Origin of the sequence: Thermus aquaticus (assembly GCF_001280255.1) — a bacterium.
Lineage (GTDB): Bacteria > Deinococcota > Deinococci > Deinococcales > Thermaceae > Thermus > Thermus aquaticus.
Map to the genome: position 1 here is coordinate 663,634 of NZ_LHCI01000106.1, position 19,109 is coordinate 682,742.

24 protein-coding genes are annotated in these 19,109 nt (G+C 68.2%); 16 read left to right on the forward strand and 8 right to left on the reverse strand.

What is annotated here, in order from left to right; translation table 11 throughout:
• Nucleotide 1 precedes the first annotated feature (1 nt).
• From panC to fba, 3 genes are read left to right on the forward strand one after another with little or no spacing between them, the layout of a single operon-like run.
• On the forward strand, nt 2–832 hold the full coding sequence (gene panC / locus BVI061214_RS04600; protein ID WP_053767462.1) for a pantoate--beta-alanine ligase: 831 nt from the start codon (nt 2–4) through the stop codon (nt 830–832).
• Nucleotides 829–1,935: a type IV pilus twitching motility protein PilT gene (locus tag BVI061214_RS04605; protein ID WP_053767463.1), complete on the forward strand. Its 1,107-nt coding sequence runs from the start codon at nt 829–831 to the stop codon at nt 1,933–1,935. Before panC ends, BVI061214_RS04605 begins: the two co-directional genes overlap by 4 nt.
• Nucleotides 1,936–1,985: 50 nt before the next feature.
• Entirely contained in the window at nt 1,986–2,903 is a 918-nt protein-coding gene (gene fba, locus BVI061214_RS04610) for a class II fructose-1,6-bisphosphate aldolase (RefSeq protein WP_053767464.1), read from the forward strand.
• Between the two features lie 45 nt (nt 2,904–2,948).
• Here fba and BVI061214_RS04615 read toward each other — a convergent pair whose 3' ends face one another.
• A complete protein-coding gene (locus tag BVI061214_RS04615; protein ID WP_053767465.1) occupies nt 2,949–3,467 on the reverse strand; it encodes a Uma2 family endonuclease in 519 nt (172 codons plus the stop codon).
• A gap of 22 nt (nt 3,468–3,489) precedes the next feature.
• Between BVI061214_RS04615 and BVI061214_RS04620 the strand changes: the two genes are divergently transcribed.
• Nucleotides 3,490–4,761: a thymidine phosphorylase gene (locus BVI061214_RS04620; protein ID WP_053767466.1), complete on the forward strand. Its 1,272-nt coding sequence runs from the start codon at nt 3,490–3,492 to the stop codon at nt 4,759–4,761.
• Between the two features lie 30 nt (nt 4,762–4,791).
• On the opposite strand, the gene BVI061214_RS12880 is transcribed toward BVI061214_RS04620, so the two are convergent.
• A protein-coding gene (locus BVI061214_RS12880) for an IS5 family transposase (RefSeq protein WP_428843224.1) occupies nt 4,792–5,633 on the reverse strand; the annotation gives its coding sequence in 2 pieces (ribosomal slippage) (nt 4,792–5,297 and nt 5,297–5,633; 843 coding nt in all).
• Nucleotides 5,634–5,856: 223 nt separating this feature from the next.
• On the opposite strand from BVI061214_RS12880, the gene BVI061214_RS04635 reads away from it, so the two are divergent.
• The 5 genes from BVI061214_RS04635 to BVI061214_RS04655 all read left to right on the forward strand — a co-directional run bounded on the left by BVI061214_RS04635 (nt 5,857) and on the right by BVI061214_RS04655 (nt 10,594).
• On the forward strand, nt 5,857–6,756 hold the full coding sequence (locus BVI061214_RS04635; RefSeq protein WP_053767468.1) for a peptidoglycan DD-metalloendopeptidase family protein: 900 nt from the start codon (nt 5,857–5,859) through the stop codon (nt 6,754–6,756).
• 1 nt (nt 6,757) lies between these two features.
• Nucleotides 6,758–7,129: a bactofilin family protein gene (locus tag BVI061214_RS04640; RefSeq protein WP_156303220.1), complete on the forward strand. Its 372-nt coding sequence runs from the start codon at nt 6,758–6,760 to the stop codon at nt 7,127–7,129.
• Nucleotides 7,130–7,987, forward strand: a complete 858-nt coding sequence (gene accD / locus BVI061214_RS04645) for an acetyl-CoA carboxylase, carboxyltransferase subunit beta (RefSeq protein ID WP_053767470.1) — start codon at nt 7,130–7,132, stop codon at nt 7,985–7,987. It begins immediately after the preceding gene.
• On the forward strand, nt 7,971–8,921 hold the full coding sequence (locus tag BVI061214_RS04650) for an acetyl-CoA carboxylase carboxyltransferase subunit alpha (protein ID WP_053767471.1): 951 nt from the start codon (nt 7,971–7,973) through the stop codon (nt 8,919–8,921). The genes accD and BVI061214_RS04650 overlap by 17 nt, the downstream gene beginning before the upstream one ends.
• Before the next feature lie 68 nt (nt 8,922–8,989).
• Nucleotides 8,990–10,594, forward strand: coding sequence for a PEGA domain-containing protein (locus tag BVI061214_RS04655; protein ID WP_053767472.1), 1,605 nt, complete (start codon nt 8,990–8,992; stop codon nt 10,592–10,594).
• A 26-nt stretch (nt 10,595–10,620) separates the two neighbouring features.
• Here the strand turns inward: BVI061214_RS04655 and BVI061214_RS04660 are convergent, their stop codons facing one another.
• Nucleotides 10,621–11,259: a DUF1648 domain-containing protein gene (locus BVI061214_RS04660; RefSeq protein WP_053767473.1), complete on the reverse strand. Its 639-nt coding sequence runs from the start codon at nt 11,257–11,259 to the stop codon at nt 10,621–10,623.
• 23 nt (nt 11,260–11,282) lie between these two features.
• Here BVI061214_RS04660 and BVI061214_RS04665 point away from each other — a divergent pair, with 23 nt between their 5' ends.
• The 3 genes from BVI061214_RS04665 to BVI061214_RS04675 are packed head-to-tail and all read left to right on the forward strand — an operon-like array spanning nt 11,283 to nt 12,809.
• Complete coding sequence (locus tag BVI061214_RS04665; protein WP_053767474.1) at nt 11,283–11,975, forward strand: NTP transferase domain-containing protein; 693 nt, start codon at nt 11,283–11,285, stop codon at nt 11,973–11,975.
• A gap of 4 nt (nt 11,976–11,979) precedes the next feature.
• Complete coding sequence (locus tag BVI061214_RS04670; RefSeq protein ID WP_003043457.1) at nt 11,980–12,516, forward strand: hypothetical protein; 537 nt, start codon at nt 11,980–11,982, stop codon at nt 12,514–12,516.
• A gap of 53 nt (nt 12,517–12,569) precedes the next feature.
• On the forward strand, nt 12,570–12,809 hold the full coding sequence (locus BVI061214_RS04675; protein WP_003043460.1) for a ferredoxin: 240 nt from the start codon (nt 12,570–12,572) through the stop codon (nt 12,807–12,809).
• On the opposite strand, the gene BVI061214_RS04680 is transcribed toward BVI061214_RS04675, so the two are convergent.
• From BVI061214_RS04680 to BVI061214_RS04690, 3 genes are all read right to left on the reverse strand, one after another.
• Nucleotides 12,801–13,301 (reverse strand): GNAT family N-acetyltransferase, encoded by a 501-nt coding sequence (locus BVI061214_RS04680; RefSeq protein ID WP_053767475.1) that lies wholly within the window; start codon nt 13,299–13,301, stop codon nt 12,801–12,803. The genes BVI061214_RS04675 and BVI061214_RS04680 overlap by 9 nt on opposite strands.
• Nucleotides 13,302–13,373: 72 nt before the next feature.
• On the reverse strand, nt 13,374–13,595 hold the full coding sequence (locus BVI061214_RS04685) for a cold-shock protein (RefSeq protein WP_003043467.1): 222 nt from the start codon (nt 13,593–13,595) through the stop codon (nt 13,374–13,376).
• A gap of 113 nt (nt 13,596–13,708) precedes the next feature.
• Nucleotides 13,709–14,752 carry a DnaJ C-terminal domain-containing protein gene (locus BVI061214_RS04690; RefSeq protein WP_053767476.1) on the reverse strand — a complete coding sequence of 348 codons (1,044 nt, stop codon included), beginning with the start codon at nt 14,750–14,752 and terminating at the stop codon, nt 13,709–13,711.
• 145 nt (nt 14,753–14,897) lie between these two features.
• On the opposite strand from BVI061214_RS04690, the gene BVI061214_RS04695 reads away from it, so the two are divergent.
• Nucleotides 14,898–15,959 carry an aminotransferase class V-fold PLP-dependent enzyme gene (locus BVI061214_RS04695; protein WP_053767477.1) on the forward strand — a complete coding sequence of 354 codons (1,062 nt, stop codon included), beginning with the start codon at nt 14,898–14,900 and terminating at the stop codon, nt 15,957–15,959.
• Here the strand turns inward: BVI061214_RS04695 and BVI061214_RS04700 are convergent.
• Complete coding sequence (locus tag BVI061214_RS04700) at nt 15,951–16,727, reverse strand: undecaprenyl-diphosphate phosphatase (protein WP_487246344.1); 777 nt, start codon at nt 16,725–16,727, stop codon at nt 15,951–15,953. The two genes, BVI061214_RS04695 and BVI061214_RS04700, sit on opposite strands and share 9 nt — an antisense overlap.
• Before the next feature lie 15 nt (nt 16,728–16,742).
• On the opposite strand from BVI061214_RS04700, the gene ispD reads away from it, so the two are divergent.
• The 3 genes from ispD to BVI061214_RS04715 are packed head-to-tail and all read left to right on the forward strand — an operon-like array spanning nt 16,743 to nt 18,755.
• The gene (gene ispD / locus BVI061214_RS04705) at nt 16,743–17,393 is read left to right on the forward strand and encodes a 2-C-methyl-D-erythritol 4-phosphate cytidylyltransferase (protein WP_003043474.1); all 651 of its coding nucleotides are present in this window, start codon (nt 16,743–16,745) and stop codon (nt 17,391–17,393) included.
• Entirely contained in the window at nt 17,381–18,199 is an 819-nt protein-coding gene (gene ispE / locus BVI061214_RS04710; RefSeq protein WP_053767479.1) for a 4-(cytidine 5'-diphospho)-2-C-methyl-D-erythritol kinase, read from the forward strand. Before ispD ends, ispE begins: the two co-directional genes overlap by 13 nt.
• Nucleotides 18,186–18,755, forward strand: a complete 570-nt coding sequence (locus BVI061214_RS04715; RefSeq protein ID WP_053767480.1) for a TenA family protein — start codon at nt 18,186–18,188, stop codon at nt 18,753–18,755. The genes ispE and BVI061214_RS04715 overlap by 14 nt, the downstream gene beginning before the upstream one ends.
• 132 nt (nt 18,756–18,887) lie before the next feature.
• Here BVI061214_RS04715 and BVI061214_RS14180 read toward each other — a convergent pair whose 3' ends face one another.
• A complete protein-coding gene (locus BVI061214_RS14180; protein WP_162208008.1) occupies nt 18,888–19,025 on the reverse strand; it encodes a transposase in 138 nt (45 codons plus the stop codon).
• Nucleotides 19,026–19,109 lie beyond the last annotated feature (84 nt).

Below are 19,109 nucleotides of genomic sequence, written 5' to 3' on the forward strand. Positions count from 1 at the left end.
CGTGAAGGTGGTACGCACCGTGGCCGAGCTGAAGGCGGCCCTGCCCCGGGAAGGGGTGGGCTTCGTGCCCACCATGGGCTACCTGCACCAGGGGCACCTGGCCCTGGTGGAGCGGGCCAGGCGGGAGAACGCCTTCGTGGTGGTCTCCATCTTCGTCAACCCCCTCCAGTTCGGCCCCGGGGAGGACTACCACCGCTACCCCCGGGACCTGGATCGGGACGCGGCCCTCCTCGAGGAGGCAGGGGTGGACCTCCTCTTCGCCCCCGAGGTGGCGGAGATGTACCCCAAGGGCTTCGCCACCCGGGTCCAGGTGGAGGGCCCCCTCACCGCCCTCTGGGAAGGGGAGGTGCGCCCCGGGCACTTCCAGGGGGTGGCCACGGTGGTGGCCCGCCTCTTCCTCCTGGTGGGGCCCGAGCGGGCCTACTTCGGCGAGAAGGACTACCAGCAGCTTCTGGTGATCCGCAAGATGGTTAGGGATTTGGGCTTTCCCCTCGAGGTGGTAGGGGTGCCCACGGTGCGGGAGGAGGACGGCCTGGCCCTTTCCAGCCGGAACGTCTACCTCTCCCCGGAAACCCGCAAGAAGGCTTCTGTCCTCTACCGAGCCCTTATGGCCATGCGGGAGGTGGCCCTTTCGGGGGGAAGCGTGGCCCAGGCCTTGGAGGCCGGTGAAAGGGTTTTGGGGGAGGTGCCCGAGTTCCGCCCCGACTACCTGGCCATCGTCCACCCGGACACCCTCCTTCCCCTTTCCCGCCTGGTCCCCGGGGCCAGGGGCCTCGTGGCCGGTCGGTTTCCCGAGGCCAGGCTCATTGACAACCTGGAGGTGTACCCGTGAGCGAGGCCTCCTTGGAGGGCAAGCAGAGCCTTTTGGAAATGCTTAAGGCCATGGTCCAGGCCCGGGCCTCGGATATCCACCTGCAGGCGGGGGCCCCGCCCACGATCCGAGTGGACGGGAAGCTCAGGCCCTTTGGCAACCGCCCCCTCACCCCCAAGGACACCGAGGCCATCGCCAAGGCCCTCCTTACCCCGGAGCAGGTGGAGGAGCTGGAATACCGCAAGGAGATGGACTTCGCCTACACCATCCCCGGGGTGGCCCGCTTTCGCTGCAACCTCCTCAGGCAGCGGGGAAGCTATGGCCTGGTGATGCGGGTGGTCTCGGAGGTGATCCCTAGCTTTGAGGCCCTGGGGCTTCCCCGGGAGACCCTCGAGGGCCTGGCGGCCAGGGAGCGGGGGCTCATCCTGGTCACCGGGCCCACGGGGTCGGGCAAGAGCACCACTTTGGCGGCCATCATTGACCACATCAACCGGCACTACGCCAAGAACATCATCACCATTGAGGACCCCATAGAGTTTCTGCACCGGCACAAGAAGAGCCTAGTGGTCCAGCGGGAGGTGGGCCTGGACACCGACAGCTTTTACTCCGGGATCAAGTACGCCATGCGCCAGGACCCGGACGTGATCCTGATCGGGGAGATGCGGGACAAGGAGACGGTGGAGGCCGCCCTCATGGCCGCCCAGACCGGCCACCTGGTCCTCTCCACCCTGCACACCCTGGACGCCTGGCGCACGGTCAACCGCATCATTGAGTTCTTTCCCCTCCACGAGCACCAGCAGGTGCGCATCCTCCTGGCCGAATCCCTCCTGGGGATCCTCTCGCAAAGGCTTCTTCCCCGTGCGGATGGGGCGGGGCGGGTTTTGGCCCTCGAGGTCCTCATCGCCACCCCCTACGTGCGGGAGCTCATCAAGGACGAGGACAAGACGCCCCAGATCAAGGAGGCCATGATGGAAGGGAGCATCCACGGGATGCGCACCTTTGACCAGCACCTGGTGGAGCTCTACAAAGAGGGCCTCATCTCCCTGGAGGATGCCCTTTCCGCCGCCACCAGTCCCCACGAGTTCAAGCTCCTCCTCACCAAGGCCACGGGGCAGGCCTACTGAGTTTCCACGCTTCCATAAGGGTCCGGGTATAATCCGGGCCGGGGGTGCTTATGCTGGTTACGGGTCTAGAGATCCTGAAGAAGGCGCGGGAAGAGGGCTACGGGGTGGGGGCCTTTAACGTGAACAACATGGAGTTCCTCCAGGCGGTCCTCGAGGCCGCCGAGGAGCAAAGAAGCCCGGTCATCCTGGCCCTCTCCGAGGGGGCCATGAAGTACGGGGGGCGGGCCCTCACCCTCATGGCCGTGGAGCTGGCCAAGGAGGCCCGGGTGCCGGTGGCCGTGCACCTGGACCACGGCAGTAGCTACGAGAGCGTGCTGAGGGCCCTTCGGGCGGGCTTCACCAGCGTCATGATTGACAAGTCCCACGAGGACTTTGAGACCAACGTGCGGGAGACCCGGCGGGTGGTGGAGGCGGCCCACGCCGTGGGGGTCACGGTGGAGGCGGAGCTGGGGCGGCTTGCTGGCATAGAGGAGCACGTGGCCGTGGACGAGAAGGACGCCCTCCTCACCAACCCCGAGGAGGCCCGCATCTTCATGGAGAGGACGGGGGCCGACTACCTGGCGGTGGCCATCGGCACCAGCCACGGGGCCTACAAGGGGAAGGGCAGGCCCTTCATTGACCACGCCCGGCTGGAAAGGATCGCCAGGCTGGTGCCCGCTCCTTTGGTCCTCCACGGGGCCAGCGCCGTGCCCCCTGAGCTGGTGGAGCGCTTCCGAGCTTCGGGAGGGGAGATCGGCGAGGCGGCGGGGATCCACCCCGAGGACATAAAGAAGGCCATCTCCCTGGGTATCGCCAAGATCAACACCGACACCGACCTGCGCCTGGCCTTCACCGCCCTCATCCGGGAGGCCCTCAACAAGAACCCCAAGGAGTTTGACCCCCGGAAGTACCTGGGCCCAGCCCGGGAGGCGGTGAAGGAGGTGGTGAAAAGCCGCATGGAGCTCTTCGGCTCCGTGGGCCGGGCCTAAGTACCCCGCCGTGGCGAGAGCCCCAAAGAAGCTATGGGCGGCTGCTTAGTCCCAGGCTATCCTTACCCCGGGGAAGGCCAGGGGCTCCGCCTCTTCCCCGGGGAGGAAGGTCCGACGCTCCGTGTAGACCCCCTCCTTGGGGTGGCGGAAGGCGTGGAGGAGGTTCTGCTCCAGGTCTAAAATCCAGACCTCGGGGATGCCCGCCTGGGCTAAGATGGGAAGCTTTCTTTCTTGGTCGTGGTCCAGACTGGAGTCCGCCACCTCCACGAGGAGGAGGACGTCCTCCGGGGTGGGGAGGGCCTCCCCGTAGTCCCTGGGCTTTAGGAGGGCCAGGTCCGGCTGGGGTTCCGAGTGGGGAGGGATGCGGATGGGGTTCTGGGGCCAGACCACCGCCTGGTCCCCTAGGGCCTCCAGGAAGGCCCGGACCAGCCTGGCTACCTTCCAGGCGTGCCTGGGGCCGATGGGGCTCATCTCGTAGACCTCCCCCTCCAGGAGTTCCACGTTCTTGACCCCCCGGAAGAGCCTCTCGTAGGCTTCAAGCCCGAAGCGGTACCGGGTGGCCATGCCCTTAGCGTAGCATGGGGCCATGAACCCCGTGCGCTTCATCCAGGCCAAGCGGGACGGCCTGGCCCACGCCAAAGAGGAGATGGCGGCCTTCCTCCTGGGCTATCTGAGGGACGAGGTTCCCGATTACCAGGTTTCCGCCTGGCTCATGGCCGTCTTCTTCCGGGGGCTTTCCCAGGAAGAGACCCTCTGGCTCACGGAGATCATGGCCCATTCGGGGAAGGTCCTGGACCTCTCCCACCTCCCCCACCCCGTGGACAAGCACTCCTCCGGAGGGGTGGGGGACAAGACCACCCTGGTGGTGGCCCCCATCCTGGCCGCCAGCGGGTGCACGGTGGCCAAGATGTCGGGCCGGGGCCTGGCCCACACCGGGGGGACCATTGACAAGCTGGAGTCCATCCCGGGCTGGCGGGGGGAGATGACGGAGGCGGAGTTCCTGGAAAGGGCGAGGAAGGTGGGCCTGGTCATCGCCGCCCAGAGCCAGGAACTGGCCCCCTTGGACGGGAAGCTCTACGCCCTCAGGGACGTGACGGCCACGGTGGAAAGCCTTCCCCTCATCGCCAGCTCCATCATGAGCAAAAAGCTGGCCGCCGGGGCCAGGAGCATCGTTCTGGACGTGAAGGTGGGCAAGGGGGCCTTCATGAAGACCCTCGAGGCCGCCCGTGCCCTAGCGGAGGCCATGGTGGCCATCGGAAAGGGGGCTTCGCGCCGGGTGCGGGCGGTCCTCACCAGCATGGAGGCTCCCTTGGGGCAGGCGGTGGGGAACGCCTTAGAGGTGCGGGAGGCCATCCTCGCCCTGAAAGGGGAAGGCCCTGAGGATCTTTTGCAGGTGGCCCTCACCCTGGCCGAGGAGGCCCTGAAGCTTGAGGGGTTGGACCCCGGTCTGGCCCGGAGGGCCTTGGAGGAGGGAAGGGCCTTGGAGAAGTTCCGGGCTTTCCTCGAGGCCCAGGGGGGGGACCCCAGGGTGGTGGAGGACCTTTCCCTGCTTCCCCTCGGGGAAGAGCTTGCCCTCCTCTCCCAGGAAGAGGGGGTGGTCCAGGAGGTGGATGCCCTGAAGGTGGGCCTCGCCGTCCTCGCCCTGGGCGGGGGGCGGCGGAAGAAGGGGGAGGCCATAGACCACGGGGTGGGGGTGCACCTCCTGAAGAAGCCCGGGGACCGGGTGGAAAGGGGAGAGGCCCTGGCCCTGGTCTACCACCGGAACCGGGGCCTGGAGGAGGCCCTGGGCCTCCTTGGGGAAGCCTTCCGGCTTGGGGAGAGCGCCAGCCCCTCGCCTCTGGTCCTGGGCATGGTCTAAGAGGCTGTCGTAAAAGTCCTCCACGGGCAGTTACACGGCCCTGGCTAGCCGCTTCACCAACAATCGTAGCATGCCCAGATAGACCCAGGCCTCGCTTACCAGAGGGTTCTCCTCATAGTCCTTGGCAAGACGCCGGTTCCGCCCCAGCCAGGCAAAGGTCCTCTCCACCACCCACCTCTTAGGTAAAGGCTTGAACCCACGCTCCCGCGGAATCTCCGGCACCTCCGCCCCCTCCCGCACCCAGACCCCCCGTACCCCCGCGTAGGGACGGGCCACCACCTCTAGCTCCAAACCCAGGGAAGAAGCCGTCTCCTTGAGGCCCCGGTACCCCCAGTCCACGAAAAGCTTCCGCACCCGTGGCCACAAGGAGAGGTCCATCCCCGCCAGCAAGGCCCGCCCACCCCACTTGTCATGCTCATTGGCCGGGTGGACAAAGACCTTCAGGAGGCGGCCCCCCGTGTCCGTTAGGATCTGGCGCTTTCTCCCTTTGACCTTTTTCGCCCCATCGTTTCCCCGGGGCCCCCTTTTTCCGTCGTTTTCACCGACTGACTGTCCATGACCAGGGCGCTGGGGGAAGCGGGTCTCCCTTCTCGCTCCCGGTCCCGGCGGACCAGGGCTTGCACCGCTTTCTCCCACACCCCCTCCTTCTGCCACCGGCGAAAGTAGTGGTAGACGGTGGACCAATGGGGCAGGTCATGGGGCATGGCTCGCCAGGGGATGCCGTTCTTCAGGACGTAAAGGATGACGTTCATGATCTCTCTTCTGGACACCTTGGCGGGCCGGCCGCCGGGCTTGGGGGCGGGAATGAGGGGCTCCAGGAGGGCCCACTCCTCGTCGGTTAGGTCGCTGGGGTAACATCGTCTAAGAGGCACCCTTCAAGGATACCACCCTTTTACGACAGCCTCTAATACCACCCCATGCTGGCTTGCGCCAGCATGGGGGCCCCGGCAAAAGGTTCCTGGGGAAGCTACCAGGCATGGTGGGCCGAAGGAAACGGGAAACAAGGGTATAAGTACCCCGTCGTGGCAAGAGCCACGGCGGGGGCCCCAAAGGGGAAGAAACCATGGGCGGCCCCTTGGGGTATACTCCTTCGGGATGAAACGGCGGCCCGCCCGCTATACCCTCCTCCTCACCCGAAGCGGAGGAGGAAGCCGGGCCCTCTCCCTTCCCGGCTGGGTCCCGGCCCTCCTTCTGGCCTTCCTGGCCCTTTGGAGCGGGGCTAACCTCTACCTCTGGCACCGGGCCCGGGAGGTGCGGGCCCTGGAGGCCCGGATCCAGGCCCTCTCCCAGGAGGCCAGGCGGCTATCCCTGGCCCTCGAGGCGGAAAGGGCCAAAAACGGCGCCCTCTCCCAGGAGGCCCAGCGCACGCAAAAGGAGCTGGAGGAGCTCAGGAGGGCCATAGAAGAGCTCCGCCGCCGGGCGGGGCTTTCCCCCATCAACGCCCTTCCCGTGCGCTACCAGGAGGGCGGGCAGGGGGGCGGGGCCATGGAGGCCTGGGCCGAGGTGCGGGCCGCGGTCTTGGACCTGAGGAACCAGGTTCAGGAGCTCACCCCCGCCCTGGAGCGCGCCCTGGAGATAGAGCGGAGCCTGCCCGCGGGGCTTCCCCTTAGGCGTTACGAGGGCGTTACCTCCTTCTTCGGCATGCGGAAAAACCCCTTCGGCTGGGGCATGGAGTTCCACGACGGCCTGGACTTCGCCGCCCCTTACGGGACCCCCGTCCACGCCACGGGCTCGGGGGTGGTGGCCCAGGCGGGGTGGATGGGCCCCTACGGCCTCGCCGTCCTCCTGGACCACGCCGAGGGGTACCAGACCCTTTACGGCCACCTCTCCCGTCTCCTGGTCCGACCGGGGGAGCGGGTGGAGCGGGGCCAGGTCCTGGGCTATGTGGGCTCCACGGGACGCTCCACGGGTCCCCATCTGCACTATTCCGTTTACCGCCGGGGCGTGGCCGTGGATCCCAGGCCATACCTGGACCCCGCCTGGGCCTCCCGGTAGAATGGGGCGGATGCTGGGTAGAAAGAAACGCGTCCTCACCTACCTGGGCCCGGAAACCGAGGTCCTGGGGGACCTCAAGGCCAAGGGACAGGTGCGCCTAGACGGCCTGGTGCGGGGCTCCGTATGGGTGGAGGGGGAGCTGGAGGTGGGCTGTACCGGCCGGGTGGAGGGGGAAAGGGTGGAGGCCCAGGCCATCCAGGTCCACGGGGAGGTGAGGGCGGACCTGGTGGCAGAGAAGGTCTTCCTGGCCAAGACGGCCCGCCTCACCGGCAACGTCCGGGCCCAGGCCCTGGAGGTGGAGGCGGGGGCGGTCTTCGTCGGCCAGAGCGTGGCCGGGGAGACCCGGGCCCTCGAGGCCCCTAAGGAGGCGTGAATGGCCCTGGAGAGGCTTTTCCGAAGGAGGCGGCCCAGCGGGGAGAACCGGGACGTCCCCGAGCTTTGGACCAAGTGCGAGGCCTGCGGAGCGGCGCTCTACAAGAAGGAGCTTAAGGAGAACCTGGGGGTCTGCCCCAAGTGCGGCCACCACCACCGGATGCCCGCGGCGGAGCGGGTGGCGATGCTGGCCGATGCCGGCACCTTCCAGGAGACCACCCGCTTAAGGCCCCTGGACCCCCTGGGCTTCGTGGACACCAAGCCCTACGCCGAGCGGCTCAAGGCCTACCAGGAGGAGACGGGGCGTCCCGACGCCATTTTGGGAGGGGTCTGCGCCATCGGGGGGGTGCCCTCGGTCCTCCTGGTCATGGACTACGCCTTCGCCGGGGGGTCCATGGGGAGCGTGGTGGGGGAGGAGATCGCCCGGGGGGTGGAGCGGGCGGCGGAGGAGGGGCGGGCTTTGGTCATCGTGGCCGCCTCTGGGGGGGCCAGGATGCAGGAGGCGGCGCTTTCCCTCATGCAGATGGCCAAGACGGTGATGAGCCTGGACCTCCTCTGGGCCAAGCGCCTCCCCTACGTGGCCATCCTCACCGACCCCACCACCGGGGGGGTGACGGCGAGCTTCGCCGCCCTTGCCGACGTCATCTTCGCCGAGCCCGGGGCCCTGATCGGCTTCGCCGGGCCCAGGGTCATCAAGCAGACCATCCGCCAGGAACTTCCCGAGGGCTTCCAGCGCTCGGAGTTCCTCCTCAAGCACGGGATGGTGGACCGGGTCACGGACCGCAGGAGGTTGAAGGGGGAAGTGGTCCGGGCCCTCCGCCACCTGCACCCGGGGGTTCCCTATGGCGTTGGAGTTTGAAAAGCCCATCCAGGAGCTGGAAAAGCGCATCCAGGACCTCAGGGAGACCGCCAGGACCACGGGGGTGGACCTGGAGCAGGAGATCCGCCTCCTGGAGGAGCGCCTAGAGCGCCTCAAGAGGGAGACCTACGGGAACCTCACCGCCTGGCAGCGGGTGCAGCTGGCCCGGGCCCCCGGGCGGCCCACCACCCTGGACGTGCTGGAAAAGGCCTTCCAGGACTTCTTGGAGCTCCATGGGGACCGGGCCTTCGCCGATGACCCCGCCATCGTGGGGGGGCTGGCCTACCTGGAGGGGGAGAAGGTGGTGGTGGTGGGGCACCAGAAGGGGCGGGACACCAAGGAGAACCTAAGGCGCAACTTCGGCATGCCCCACCCCGAGGGGTACCGCAAGGCCATGCGCCTAATGGACCTGGCGGACCGCTTCGGCTACCCCTTCTTAAGCTTCATTGACACCCCCGGGGCCTACCCGGGGGTCTCCGCCGAGGAGCGGGGCCAGGCCTGGGTCATCGCCCAAAGCATCCAGAGGATGAGCCGCCTCCGGGTCCCCGCTATCGCTCTGATCCTGGGGGAAGGGGGAAGCGGGGGGGCCTTGGCCATCGCCGTGGCCAACCGGGTCCTCATCATGGAAAACGCCTGGTACTCCGTGATCAGCCCCGAGTCCTGCGCCGCCATCCTCTGGCGGGACGCCAAGGAGGCCCCCAAGGCCGCCGAGGCCCTCAAGCTCACCGCCAAAGACCTCCTGGAACTTAGGGTGGTGGACGCCATTGTCCCCGAGCCCGAGGGCGGGGCCCACAAGGACCCGGAGGCCGCCATCCAGGCCATCAAGGAGGCCCTCCTGAAGACCCTGGAGGAGCTCAAGGGCCTTTCCCCCGAGGCCCTTTACCAGGACCGCTACCGCCGCTTCCGCGCCCTAGGGGCCTTCGCCGAGCCTTAAGGTTTCTTGGCCTTGTTCCCTCAGGGTTTTCACATCCGGGCTTTAGCCTGGGGATGGAGGTGAGGGGTATGCGGAAGCTTCTCCTTTGGGTACTGGGTCTCGGAATGGCCCTGGCGCAGCAGTTGAGCCCCCAGGGCATCATCGTCAACCCGGTGCCCACGGACCTGCAGGTCAAGGTGTGGGTGGACAAGGACCCGGGCAAGCGGGGGAACGCCGTTTACCGGATCGGCGAACCCATTTTCATCTATGTGAGCGTCAACCAGGACGCCTACGTCTACCTCTTCAACATCAACGCCGATGGGCGCATTGACCCCATTCTGCCTAACGCCTTTGAGCGGGATAACTTCCTAAGGGCGGGGGAGACCCAGCGCTACCCGCCGGCGGGGGCCCGCTACCGCTACACGGTGACCGGCCCCGAGGGGGAGGACCGCATCCTGGCGGTGGCCAGCAAACGCCCCCTCTCCATCCAGGAGATCCTGGACGTGGAGGGGAACCGGGTGAGGGTCCAGGGGGCCGAGGGGCTGGCCCGGGCCCTCTCCATCATCGTTGAGCCCTTGCCCCCTAGGGACTGGGTCACGGACGTGGCCCGCTACTACGTGGGCCGCATCACCGCCCCGGCCCAGGCCACCCTGGTGGTGGACTCGAGGCCCACCGGGGCCGAGGTCTACGTGGACGGCCGCCTCCAGGGCCGCACCCCCCTGACCCTCTCCGTGAACCCGGGGCGGCGCGATCTGGAGCTCAGGCTTCCCGGCTACCAGGTCTACAAGGTCACGGTGAACCCCAGGCCCGGGGAAAGGGTCCAGGTCTTCGCCCAGCTCGTCCCGGAGCCCCGGCAGGGCACCTTAAGCGTGGTCTCCACCCCCTCGGGGGCTGAGGTCTACGTAGACGGGACCCTCAGGGGCCGCACCCCCCTCACCTTGAGCCTGCCCGAGGGGCGGTACGGGGTGGAGCTTCGCCTCGCGGGCTACGAGACCTACCGGGCCACGGTCCAGGTGCGCCGGGGCGAGACCACCCGCCTCGAGGTCCGCCTGAACCCCATCCCCCAGACGGGGACCCTCTTCCTGGAGTCCAGCCCCTCGGGGGCCGAAGTCTACCTGGAGGGCCGCCTCCAAGGCCGCACGCCCCTCCGCCTCACCCTCAACGAGGGCACCTACCGGGTGGAGCTCCGCCTTCCCGGCTACGAGCCTTACCAGGCTACGGTCCGGGTGGAGCGGGGCCGGGAGACGCGGCTTGTGGCCAGCCTGAGGCCCATCCGCACCGGGGAGCTCTACCTGGAGGCCAGGCCCGAGGGGGCTGAGGTCTACGTGGACGGCCGCCTGGTGGGCCGGGCGCCCCTTCGGGTGAGCCTCGAGGCGGGCCTGCGCGAGGTCAGGGTGGTGGCCCCCGGGTACGGGGAGTACCGGGCCCAGGTGGAGGTGCGGCCCGGGGAGAGCCTGAGGCTCGTGGTGGAGCTGGTTCCCGTGCGGGCCATTCTGGAGCTTTACCTGAACGTGGAGGCCCGGGTCTTCCTGGATGGCCAGGAGGTGGGGGTGGCCAGGGGCGGGTACCTGCGCTTGGAGGCCCCCTTCGGCGATCACGAGCTCACCCTGGTGGCCCCCGGCTACCGCACCCTGGTCCAGGCCATCCGGGTCACCGGCAACCAGGTCCTGAGGCTGGAGCTCAGGCCCCTCTAGGGCTACCCCATAAAAGCCCCCGGCCCCTAGGGGCCGGGGTTTCGCCTTCGCCAGGCTCGGTAGGCGAAGAGCACCAGGTCAAGGCTTCCCAGGGCCAAGGCCAAGGCCCAAAGCCAGAAGGGGAGCCAGCCCAAGGCCACTCCCAGGGCCAGGAAGCCCAAAAGGCCGAAGACCACCCCCGCCCGCAGATGGGTGGCCCGCCATACCCCGGGGTCCTCGAGGGTCCAAGGGGTGCGCACCCCGGCCAGGTAGTTGGGGGAAAGGCGGGGAAGGAGAAGGGCCAGGCCCAGGAAAATGGGGGCCAAGAACCCCAGGATGGCCCGCTCCACAGGGATGGGCGCGCCCAGGAGGTGCCGCCAGGTGGCGTAGAGGATGGCCCCCTGTAAAAGGGCGAAGTTCCACACCACCAGGGCCTCGAGCCAGGGCCAGACCCCAGGGGTCTGCCCCCGGAGCTTGGGGTCTATGCGGGGGGCCAGGTGGAGGAGGGGGTAGATGAGGAGGGTCAGGACGAGGGGGAGGAGAAAGACCTCCTCCCGGGCTCCGTAGCGATCCACCTCCCCCTGGAGGTTCCAGTGGGCGGGGATCCTCTTTGGGAGCTGGAAGTAGGCGAACAAGGTGAGGGCCCAGGTGAGGAGGAGGCCCAAGGGGGCAAGCCACCGAGCCATGGGGAAAGTATAGCATAGGGGGTATGGAGGCCGTCGTCTTGGCTGGGGGCGAAGAGGCCTGGGCCAGGAAGTATGGGGTGCGGAGCAAGGCCCTGGTCCCCTTTAGGGGAAGGCCCATGGCGGAGTGGGTTTTGGAGGCCCTAAGGGGGGCGGGCCTTCCCGCGGTCTACCTGGGCGAGAACCCGGGGCTTTCCCCCGCTCCCAGGCTCACCCTGCCCGACCAGGGAAGCCTCCTCGCCAACCTGGAGGCCGCCTTAGCCCACGTGGAGGGGCGGGTCCTGGTGGCCACCGCCGACATCCCCCACCTGACCCCGGAGGCGGTGCGGTTTGTGCTGGAGAGGGCCCCGGAGGCGGCCCTGGTCTACCCCATCGTGCCCAAGGAGGCCGTGGAGGCCCGCTTTCCCGGAAACCGCCGCACCTACGCCAGGCTCAAGGAGGGCACCTTCACCGGGGGCAACCTTCTCCTTCTGGACAAGGCCCTCTTCTTCCAGGCCCTGCCCCTGGCCAGGCGGGTGGTGGCCTTGAGGAAGAGGCCCCTCGCCCTGGCGCGCCTCATCGGCCTGGACATTCTCCTGAAGCTCCTTTTGGGGAGGCTTTCCCTTCCCGAGCTGGAGGCCCGGGCCAGGCGGATCCTGGGGGTGGAGGCCCAGGCCCTCGTCACCCCCTACCCCGAGGTGGGGGTGGACGTGGACAAGGAGGAGGACCTGGTAAGCTAGACCCATGCGCACGGTGAAGGAACTCCGCCTGGCGGGGCTTTTTGCCTACCTGGCGGCTCTGGTCCTGGCCCTCCTTTTCTCCTTGCTGGTGCACTTCCTCCTGGGCGGTGGGGGAAGGCTTGGCTGGGGGGGCTTCAACTTCTACGGCCTGCTGGAGGGTCTGGCTTTCCTCCTCTTCTTCACCTTCGCCCTCTATGTGGCCCAGAGAGCGGTGCGAGTCCCCTGCACCACCCTCCTCACCGCTGGGCTTCTTGGCCCTCTGCCTGCGTACCGCCTGGCCAAGCCCCTCCCCCAGGTGGAGGCCCCGGAGGCCTACGAGGGCCGGGGGGTGGCCCTTCTGGTGCAGGAGGGGAGGCCTATAGGGCTTCTTGGGCTTTCCGATCACATCCGGCCCCTGGAGGAGGTGCCCAGCGTGGAGGCGGAGGCGGCGGTGAGCGAGCTCTACCCCCTTTTCCTCCGCGAGCCCCTGGTCCTGGTGGTGCGGGGGGAGGAGGTCCTTGGGGCCATCTTCCGTGAGGCCTTTTACCGCCTGGCCCCTTGACAGGGAGCGCCCTGGCCTAAAATAGGGGGGAGCGGTTGCTCGGGAGGTGAAGGATGCCGCACGTGATCTGCGAGCCCTGCATCGGCGTGAAGGACCAGTCCTGCGTGGAGGTCTGCCCCGTGGAGTGCATCTATGACGGAGGGGATCAGTTCTACATCCACCCGGAGGAGTGCATTGACTGCGGGGCCTGCGTGCCCGCCTGCCCGGTGAACGCCATCTTCCCCGAAGAGGACGTTCCCGAGCAGTGGAAGTCCTACATTGAGAAAAACCGTAAGCTGGCCGGCCTAGAGTAGGCCCTCGTCGGGCCCCGCCCGGAGCGCGCGCACGTACCAGCTCACGGCGGGGCCTCCATCCTTTACGTGGCGGAAGCCCTCTTTTAGGAAGAAGTCCTTGGCCCTAGGGTTTTGGCCGTAGACCACGGCGTAGAGGCGCTTCACGCCCACCAGGTTCTCCATGAGGTGGCGGAGGGCCCTCTGGCCCAGGCCCTGGCCCTGGCGGTCCTCCCGGATGAGGAGAAGGCTCAGGGTGGCCTCCTCCGCCTTGGGGTAGTGGAGCTTGTAGTCCAGGTAGCCCACGGCCTCCCTTTCCAGGAAGAGGAGGAAGGCCCGGCGGCGGGGGTCCTTCTCCAGGGTGTGGAGGTCCCGGATCACGTCCTCGAGGCCCGGGGGCTCCATGCCGATCAGGGCGAAGTAGCCGGGGCTCTTCAGGAAGAGCTCTTGGAGGAGGGCGGCGTCCGAGAGCTGGACCGGGCGGAGGCTTAAGCTTTGGGTCCGCATCGCCTCCATGCTACCCGGCCCTCCCTGAGAAGGGGGTGAAAAAAACCGCCCCGGGAAACCCGGGGCGGCCTCCAGAGGCCTTTACTTGCGGGCCGGCTCCACCACGGTGACGTTCACCGCCTGGGGGCCCTTGCCGTTCTTGCCCGGCTCCACCTCAAAGGTGACGATGTCGCCCTCGTTCAGGGTGCGGAACCCCTTGGCGTTGATGGCGCTGAAGTGGACGAACACGTCCGTGTCGCCCTCGCGCTCAATGAAGCCGTAGCCCTTCTCCGCGTTGAACCACTTGACCCGACCCTTCTGCATACTGCTCCTTCTTCTTCCGAGCCCTCGCTCGTATCCGGGGATCTAGGGGTTGCTTTAGACCCATGGGGGCCACCCTAGGGCCACCCGGAATACCTCACTTTACCATAAGGGGGCTATTTGCGGAAGAACCCCTTAAGCTTCTCCCAAAACCCCTCGGGGGCCACGGACTCCCCCACCTCCTCGGCGTAGGCCCTGAGGAGCTCCCTGGCCCTCTTGGAGAGCTTCTTGGGCACGGTGAGCTCCACCTCCACCCGCAAGGCGCCCCGCCCCCCGGGGTGGGGGAGGCCCTCCCCTGGGAGCTCAAAGACCTCCCCGTGCCCGGTGCCCGGGGGGATGTCCAGGGGGATGGGGCCCTTTAGCCCCGGCACCTCCACCCGGGTGCCCAGGGCGGCCTGGGCCAGGCCCAGCCTCAGCCGGTAGATGAGGTCCGCCCCCTGGCGCTTGAGGTGGGGGTGGGGCTTGATGCGAAGGCGCACGTAGAGGTCCCCGGGACCGCCGGGACCCAGGTTGCCGTACCCCGGCACCCGGAGGAGCTGCCCCTCGTCCATGCCAGGGGGGATCCGCACCCGCACCCGCTCTTCCCGGGCCACCCGGCCCCGGCCCCGGCATATGGGGCAGGCCTCGGCCAGGAGGAAGCCCTGGCCCTTGCAATGGGGGCAGGCGGTGCGGTTCACCACCGTGCCGAAAAAGCCCCGGTGGTAGCTCTCCACCACCCCCCTTCCCCCGCAGGTGGGGCAGGCCACCCGCCTTCCCCCCTGGCCCCCGCAGGCCTGGCAGGGCACCAGGCGGCTATAGGCCACCTCCACCTCCTTTCCCTCCAGGAGGTCTTGGAGCTCCACCTCCACCACCGCCTCCAGGTCCTCCCCCCTGGGGGCCACGGGCCCGCGGCGGAAGCCGAAGACCTGGGCGAAGAGGTCAAAGAGATCTTCCTCCCGGAAGCTCTGGCCTTCCAGAAGCCCCCGGTCGTACCGGGCCCGCTTCTCGGGGTCGGAGAGGACAGCGTAGGCCTCGTTGATCTCCTTGAAGCGCTCCTCTATGGCCTTGTCCCCGGGGTGGCGGTCCGGGTGGTACTCCCGGGCCAGCCTGCGGTAGGCCTGCTTGATCTCCTCCTGGGTGGCCTCCCGGCTCACCCCCAGGATGGCGTAGTAGTCCTTCATCCACCTAGCACTTTACAAGGGACGGGCCCTTTGCTAAAGTGCCCAGTAATGAGGCTCCTGCGAGCTATCCGGTAGGGGGCCCCTTCCTTCGGGAAGGGCCCCCCCGGGTTTGCCCGCGGGGGCCTGAGTTTTTGGGAGGTTTGGCATGCTGCTTCTGACCCCCGGACCCACACCCATACCCGAACGCGTGCAGAGGGCCTTGCTCCGCCCCATGCGGGGGCATCTGGACCCCGAGGTCCTGGCGGTGAACCGGGCCATCCAGGAAAGGCTAAGGGTCCTCTTTGACCCCGGGGAAGGGGCTTTGGTGGCCGCTTTGGCGGGGTCAGGGAGCCTGGGCATGGAGGCGGGCCTGGCCAACCTGGATCGGGGACCGGTCCTGGTCTTGGTGAACGGGGCTTTTTCCCAAAGGGTGGCGGAGATGGCCCACCTCCACGGCCTGGAGCCCACGGTCCTGGAGTTCCCCCCGGGGGAGGCCGTGGACCCCGAGGCGGTGAAGAAGGCGCTTGCGCGCCGGCGCTACCGCATGGTGGCCCTGGTCCACGGGGAGACCTCCACCGGGGTCCTGAACCCCGCCCCCGCCATCGGGGCCCTGGCCAAGGAGGCCGGGGCCCTGTTTTTTCTGGACGCCGTGACCACCTTGGGGATGCTCCCCTTCTCTATGCGGGCCATGGGGGTGGACTACGCCTTCACCGGAAGCCAGAAGTGCCTCTCGGCGCCCCCGGGCCTGGCGCCCATCGCCGTGAGCCAGGAGGGGCTTCGGGCCTTCACCGGGCGGCGGGGCTGGTACCTGGACCTCGCCCGGGTGGCGGAGCACTGGGAGCGGGGCGGGTACCACCACACCACCCCTGTCCTCCTGCACTACGCCCTCCTCGAGGCCCTGGACCTGGCCCTGGAGGAGGGGATAGAGGCCAGGAAAAAGCGGGCGGAGGCGCTCTACGCCTGGCTACTGGAGGAGCTTGGCCTTAGGGGCTTTCGCCCTTACCCCAAGGAAAGCCCCCTCCCCACGGTCCTGGTGGTCCGCCCGCCCGAGGGGGTGGAGGCGGACCGGCTGGTGAGGGCCCTCTACGCCGAGGGCGTGGCCGTGGCGGGGGGCATCGGCCCCACCCGGGGGCAGGTGCTCCGGCTGGGCCTCATGGGGGAAGGGGCCAGGCGGGAGGCCTACGGGGTCTTCCTGGAGGCCTTGGACCGGGTTTTGGCCCTAGCGTAGGAAGAAGTAGGCGTAGACCAGGGCCAGGACCATGCGGTAGTAGGCGAAGGGCCGGAAGCCGAAGCGCTCCACGAAGCCCAGCATCCAGCGCACGGTGAGGAGGGCGGTGAGGAGGGCGGCCAGGAAGCCCAATAGGAGAAGCCCCCACCCCCCTTCCGGCACCTGGTGGCTGCTCTTTAGGAGATCGTAGCCCGTGGCTGCCAGCATGGTGGGGAGGGCCAGGAGGAAGCTGAACTCCGCCGCCGCCTTGCGCTTAAGGCCCAGAAGAAGCCCTCCCAGGATGGTGGCCCCGCTCCGGCTGGTGCCGGGGAAGAGGGCGGAAAGCCCCTGGAAGAAGCCGATCCAGGCCGCTCTAAAAAGGGGAAGCTCCCTGACATCGCCGTAGCGGGCCCTTTCCGCCAAGCGGTCGGCCAGGAGTAGGACCAGGCCCACAAAAAAGAGGAAGAAGACCACGATGCGGTCGTCCCCCAGGATGACCCCCTTGATGAGGGGGTAGAAGAGGAAGCCCATAAGCCCCGTGGGCACGAAGGCCACCCCGATGCGGAGCCAAAGGGCTCGGTCCGCCAGGAACCTCCTCCCGTAAAGGAGCAGGATGGCCAGGATGGCCCCCAGCTGGATGGCGATGAGGAAGGTCTTTAAGAAGGCGTCCTGTTCTATGGGCAGGCCCAGGAGGTGGAAGAGGAGGGTCAGGTGGCCGGTGGAGGAGACGGGGAGGAACTCCGTGAGCCCTTCCACCACCCCCAAGAGAAGGGCTTCCCAAGCGCTCATGGGCGCCATGCTACCATGGGCAAGGTGGAGGTGTCCGTCCTGATCCCCGCCGCCGGGCAGGGGGAGCGCCTGGGCCTGGGGCCCAAGGCCTTTTTGCGGGTGGGGGGAAGAACCCTTCTGGAGTGGGCCCTCCTGCCCTTCCAGGGGGCCAGCGAAGTCCTGGTGGCCCTGCCCCCCGGGGCCGAGCCCCCAAGGGGCCTCAGGGCCACCTTCCTGGAAGGGGGGAGAAGCCGCCAGGAGTCGGTGGCCCGCCTCCTGGAGGCGGCGAGCCTCCCTATGGTCCTGGTCCACGACGTGGCCCGCCCCTTCGTGAGCCGGAAGCTGGTGGAGCGGGTCCTCGAGGCCACCCGGAGGGAGGGGGCGGCGGTCCCCGTCCTACCCGTCCCCGACACCCTGGTCCGCCCCGAGGAGGCCCGGTACGGGGAGGTGCTCCCCCGGGAAGCGCTCCGGCTGGTCCAGACCCCCCAGGGCTTCTTCACCGCCCTCCTCCGGGAGGCCCACGCCTACGCCAGGAAGCGGGGGCTTACCGCCACCGACGACGCCCAGCTGGTGCGGGCCCTGGGCTACCCCGTGGCCCTGGTGGAGGGGGAGCGCACGGCCTTCAAGATCACCTACCAGGAGGACCTCCCCTTAGCGGAGGCGCTGGCGCGGGTATGGAACGCCTAGCCCCAGGCAAGGTCAACCTGGGCCTTTCCCTTCTGGGGAGGCGCAAGGACGGCTACCACGAGCTCCACACCCTCTTCGCTGCCCTCTCCTTTGGCGACCGGGTGGTGGTGGAGCCCATTCCTGAGGGCATCGCCTTCCAGGGACGCTACGGGCGGCGGAACCTGGCCTACCGGGCGGCGGAGGCCTACTTGGAGCGGGCGGGCTGGCCGGGGGGGGTCCAGATCGTTCTGGAGAAGGAGCTGCCCGAGGGGGCGGGCCTGGGCGGGGGGAGCTCGGACGCGGCCCAGGTCCTCCTGGCCCTGAAGGCCCTTTACCCGGCGGAGGTGGACCTCATGGCCCTGGCCCTCTCCCTGGGAGCGGACGTGCCCTTTTTCCTTATGGGGGGCGTGGCCGAGGCCAGAGGGGTGGGGGAGCGCCTGGAGCCCAAGGCCCTTCCCCAGCTGCCCGTGGTGGTCTATGGCCCGGGGCTTCGCCTGCCCACCCCCCTGGTCTACCGGGAGGTGAAGCCCCACGACTTCGCCCCCGAGCTCCCGGTAGAGGCGATCCTGAAGGCCCTGGCCCAGGGGGAGGAGCCCCCCTACTGGAACAGCCTCGAGGGCCCCGCCTTCCGCCTCCACCCTGAGCTTGGGGAAGTGAAAGCCCGGCTGAAGGCCCTGGGGCTTTACGGGGTCTTGATGTCGGGCTCGGGGAGCGCCTTCTTCGGCTTCGCCCGGGACCTGGAGCACGCTAAGGAGGTGGTGGCCCTGTTGCGGCGCACCGGCTACGCCCGCTACGGGACCATAGGAGGTGCCCATGGGGCTCCTTGAGGTTCTGGAGGACCGCTACGCCGAGGCCCTGGAGGCCTTGAAGTCGCTCCCCATCCGCTGGGACCGGGAGCGCTTCGCCTTCTGGCTCCGCCAGGACTACCCCTTCGTGGAGGCCCTCTACCGCTACCAGGCGGGGCTGCTTCTGGAGGCCCCCCAGGCCCACCGCGCTCCCTTGGTCCAGGCCCTCATGGCCACGGTGGAGGAGCTGGACTGGCTCCTCGCCCAGGGGGCGGACCCCGGCGCCCAGGTCCACCCGGTGCGCCGGGAGTACATAGGCCTTTTAGAGGAGATGGGGGGCCTCGCCTACCCTTACCGCTTGGTCTTCTTCTACTTCCTGAACCGGCTTTTCCTGGAGGCCTGGAACGCCCACGTGGAGGGGGAAGGCCCCTGGCAGGAGCTGGCCCAGCACTGGTCGGCCCCCGAGTTCCAGGCCCTCCTCTTTGACCTGGAGGTCATGGCCCGGGGGGCCCTCGAGGGGCTGGACCAGGAGGTGGTGGCCCACTACCTGAGGCGCATCCTGGAGATGGAGCGGAAGACCTGGAGCCTCCTCCTCTGATACCACCCCACGCTGGGAACCCCGGCAAAAGGCTTCTGGGGACCTTACCAGGGCGGGTGGGCCGAAAGAAAGGGGAAACAAGAGCAAGGGCATGAGTACCTAGAGGCTGTCGTAAAAGTCCTCCAGGGGCAGTTACGCGGCCCTGGCTAGCCGCTTCACCAACAATCGTAGCATGCCCAGATAGACCCAGGCCTCGCTTACCCGAGGGTTCTCCTCATAGTCCTTGGCAAGACGCCGGTTCCGCCCCAGCCAGGCAAAGGTCCTTTCCACCACTCACCTCTTAGGTAAAGGCTTGAACCCACGCTCCCGCGGAATCTCCGGCACCTCCGCCCCCTCCCGCACCCAGACCCCCCG

Bases quoted from the DNA above. Each gene is read 5' to 3' on its own strand.
- fba (WP_053767464.1), top strand. From the start codon at position 1,986: ATGCTGGTTACGGGTCTAGAGATCCTGAAGAAGGCGCGGGAAGAGGGC.
- BVI061214_RS04615 (WP_053767465.1), bottom strand. From the start codon at position 3,467: ATGGCCACCCGGTACCGCTTCGGGCTTGAAGCCTACGAGAGGCTCTTC.
- BVI061214_RS04620 (WP_053767466.1), top strand. From the start codon at position 3,490: ATGAACCCCGTGCGCTTCATCCAGGCCAAGCGGGACGGCCTGGCCCAC.
- BVI061214_RS04635 (WP_053767468.1), top strand. From the start codon at position 5,857: ATGAAACGGCGGCCCGCCCGCTATACCCTCCTCCTCACCCGAAGCGGA.
- BVI061214_RS04640 (WP_156303220.1), top strand. From the start codon at position 6,758: ATGGGGCGGATGCTGGGTAGAAAGAAACGCGTCCTCACCTACCTGGGC.
- accD (WP_053767470.1), top strand. From the start codon at position 7,130: ATGGCCCTGGAGAGGCTTTTCCGAAGGAGGCGGCCCAGCGGGGAGAAC.
- BVI061214_RS04650 (WP_053767471.1), top strand. From the start codon at position 7,971: ATGGCGTTGGAGTTTGAAAAGCCCATCCAGGAGCTGGAAAAGCGCATC.
- BVI061214_RS04655 (WP_053767472.1), top strand. From the start codon at position 8,990: ATGCGGAAGCTTCTCCTTTGGGTACTGGGTCTCGGAATGGCCCTGGCG.
- BVI061214_RS04660 (WP_053767473.1), bottom strand. From the start codon at position 11,259: ATGGCTCGGTGGCTTGCCCCCTTGGGCCTCCTCCTCACCTGGGCCCTC.
- BVI061214_RS04665 (WP_053767474.1), top strand. From the start codon at position 11,283: ATGGAGGCCGTCGTCTTGGCTGGGGGCGAAGAGGCCTGGGCCAGGAAG.
- BVI061214_RS04670 (WP_003043457.1), top strand. From the start codon at position 11,980: ATGCGCACGGTGAAGGAACTCCGCCTGGCGGGGCTTTTTGCCTACCTG.
- BVI061214_RS04675 (WP_003043460.1), top strand. From the start codon at position 12,570: ATGCCGCACGTGATCTGCGAGCCCTGCATCGGCGTGAAGGACCAGTCC.
- BVI061214_RS04680 (WP_053767475.1), bottom strand. From the start codon at position 13,301: ATGGAGGCGATGCGGACCCAAAGCTTAAGCCTCCGCCCGGTCCAGCTC.
- BVI061214_RS04685 (WP_003043467.1), bottom strand. From the start codon at position 13,595: ATGCAGAAGGGTCGGGTCAAGTGGTTCAACGCGGAGAAGGGCTACGGC.
- BVI061214_RS04690 (WP_053767476.1), bottom strand. From the start codon at position 14,752: ATGAAGGACTACTACGCCATCCTGGGGGTGAGCCGGGAGGCCACCCAG.
- BVI061214_RS04695 (WP_053767477.1), top strand. From the start codon at position 14,898: ATGCTGCTTCTGACCCCCGGACCCACACCCATACCCGAACGCGTGCAG.
- BVI061214_RS04700 (WP_487246344.1), bottom strand. From the start codon at position 16,727: ATGAGCGCTTGGGAAGCCCTTCTCTTGGGGGTGGTGGAAGGGCTCACG.
- ispD (WP_003043474.1), top strand. From the start codon at position 16,743: ATGGGCAAGGTGGAGGTGTCCGTCCTGATCCCCGCCGCCGGGCAGGGG.
- ispE (WP_053767479.1), top strand. From the start codon at position 17,381: ATGGAACGCCTAGCCCCAGGCAAGGTCAACCTGGGCCTTTCCCTTCTG.
- BVI061214_RS04715 (WP_053767480.1), top strand. From the start codon at position 18,186: ATGGGGCTCCTTGAGGTTCTGGAGGACCGCTACGCCGAGGCCCTGGAG.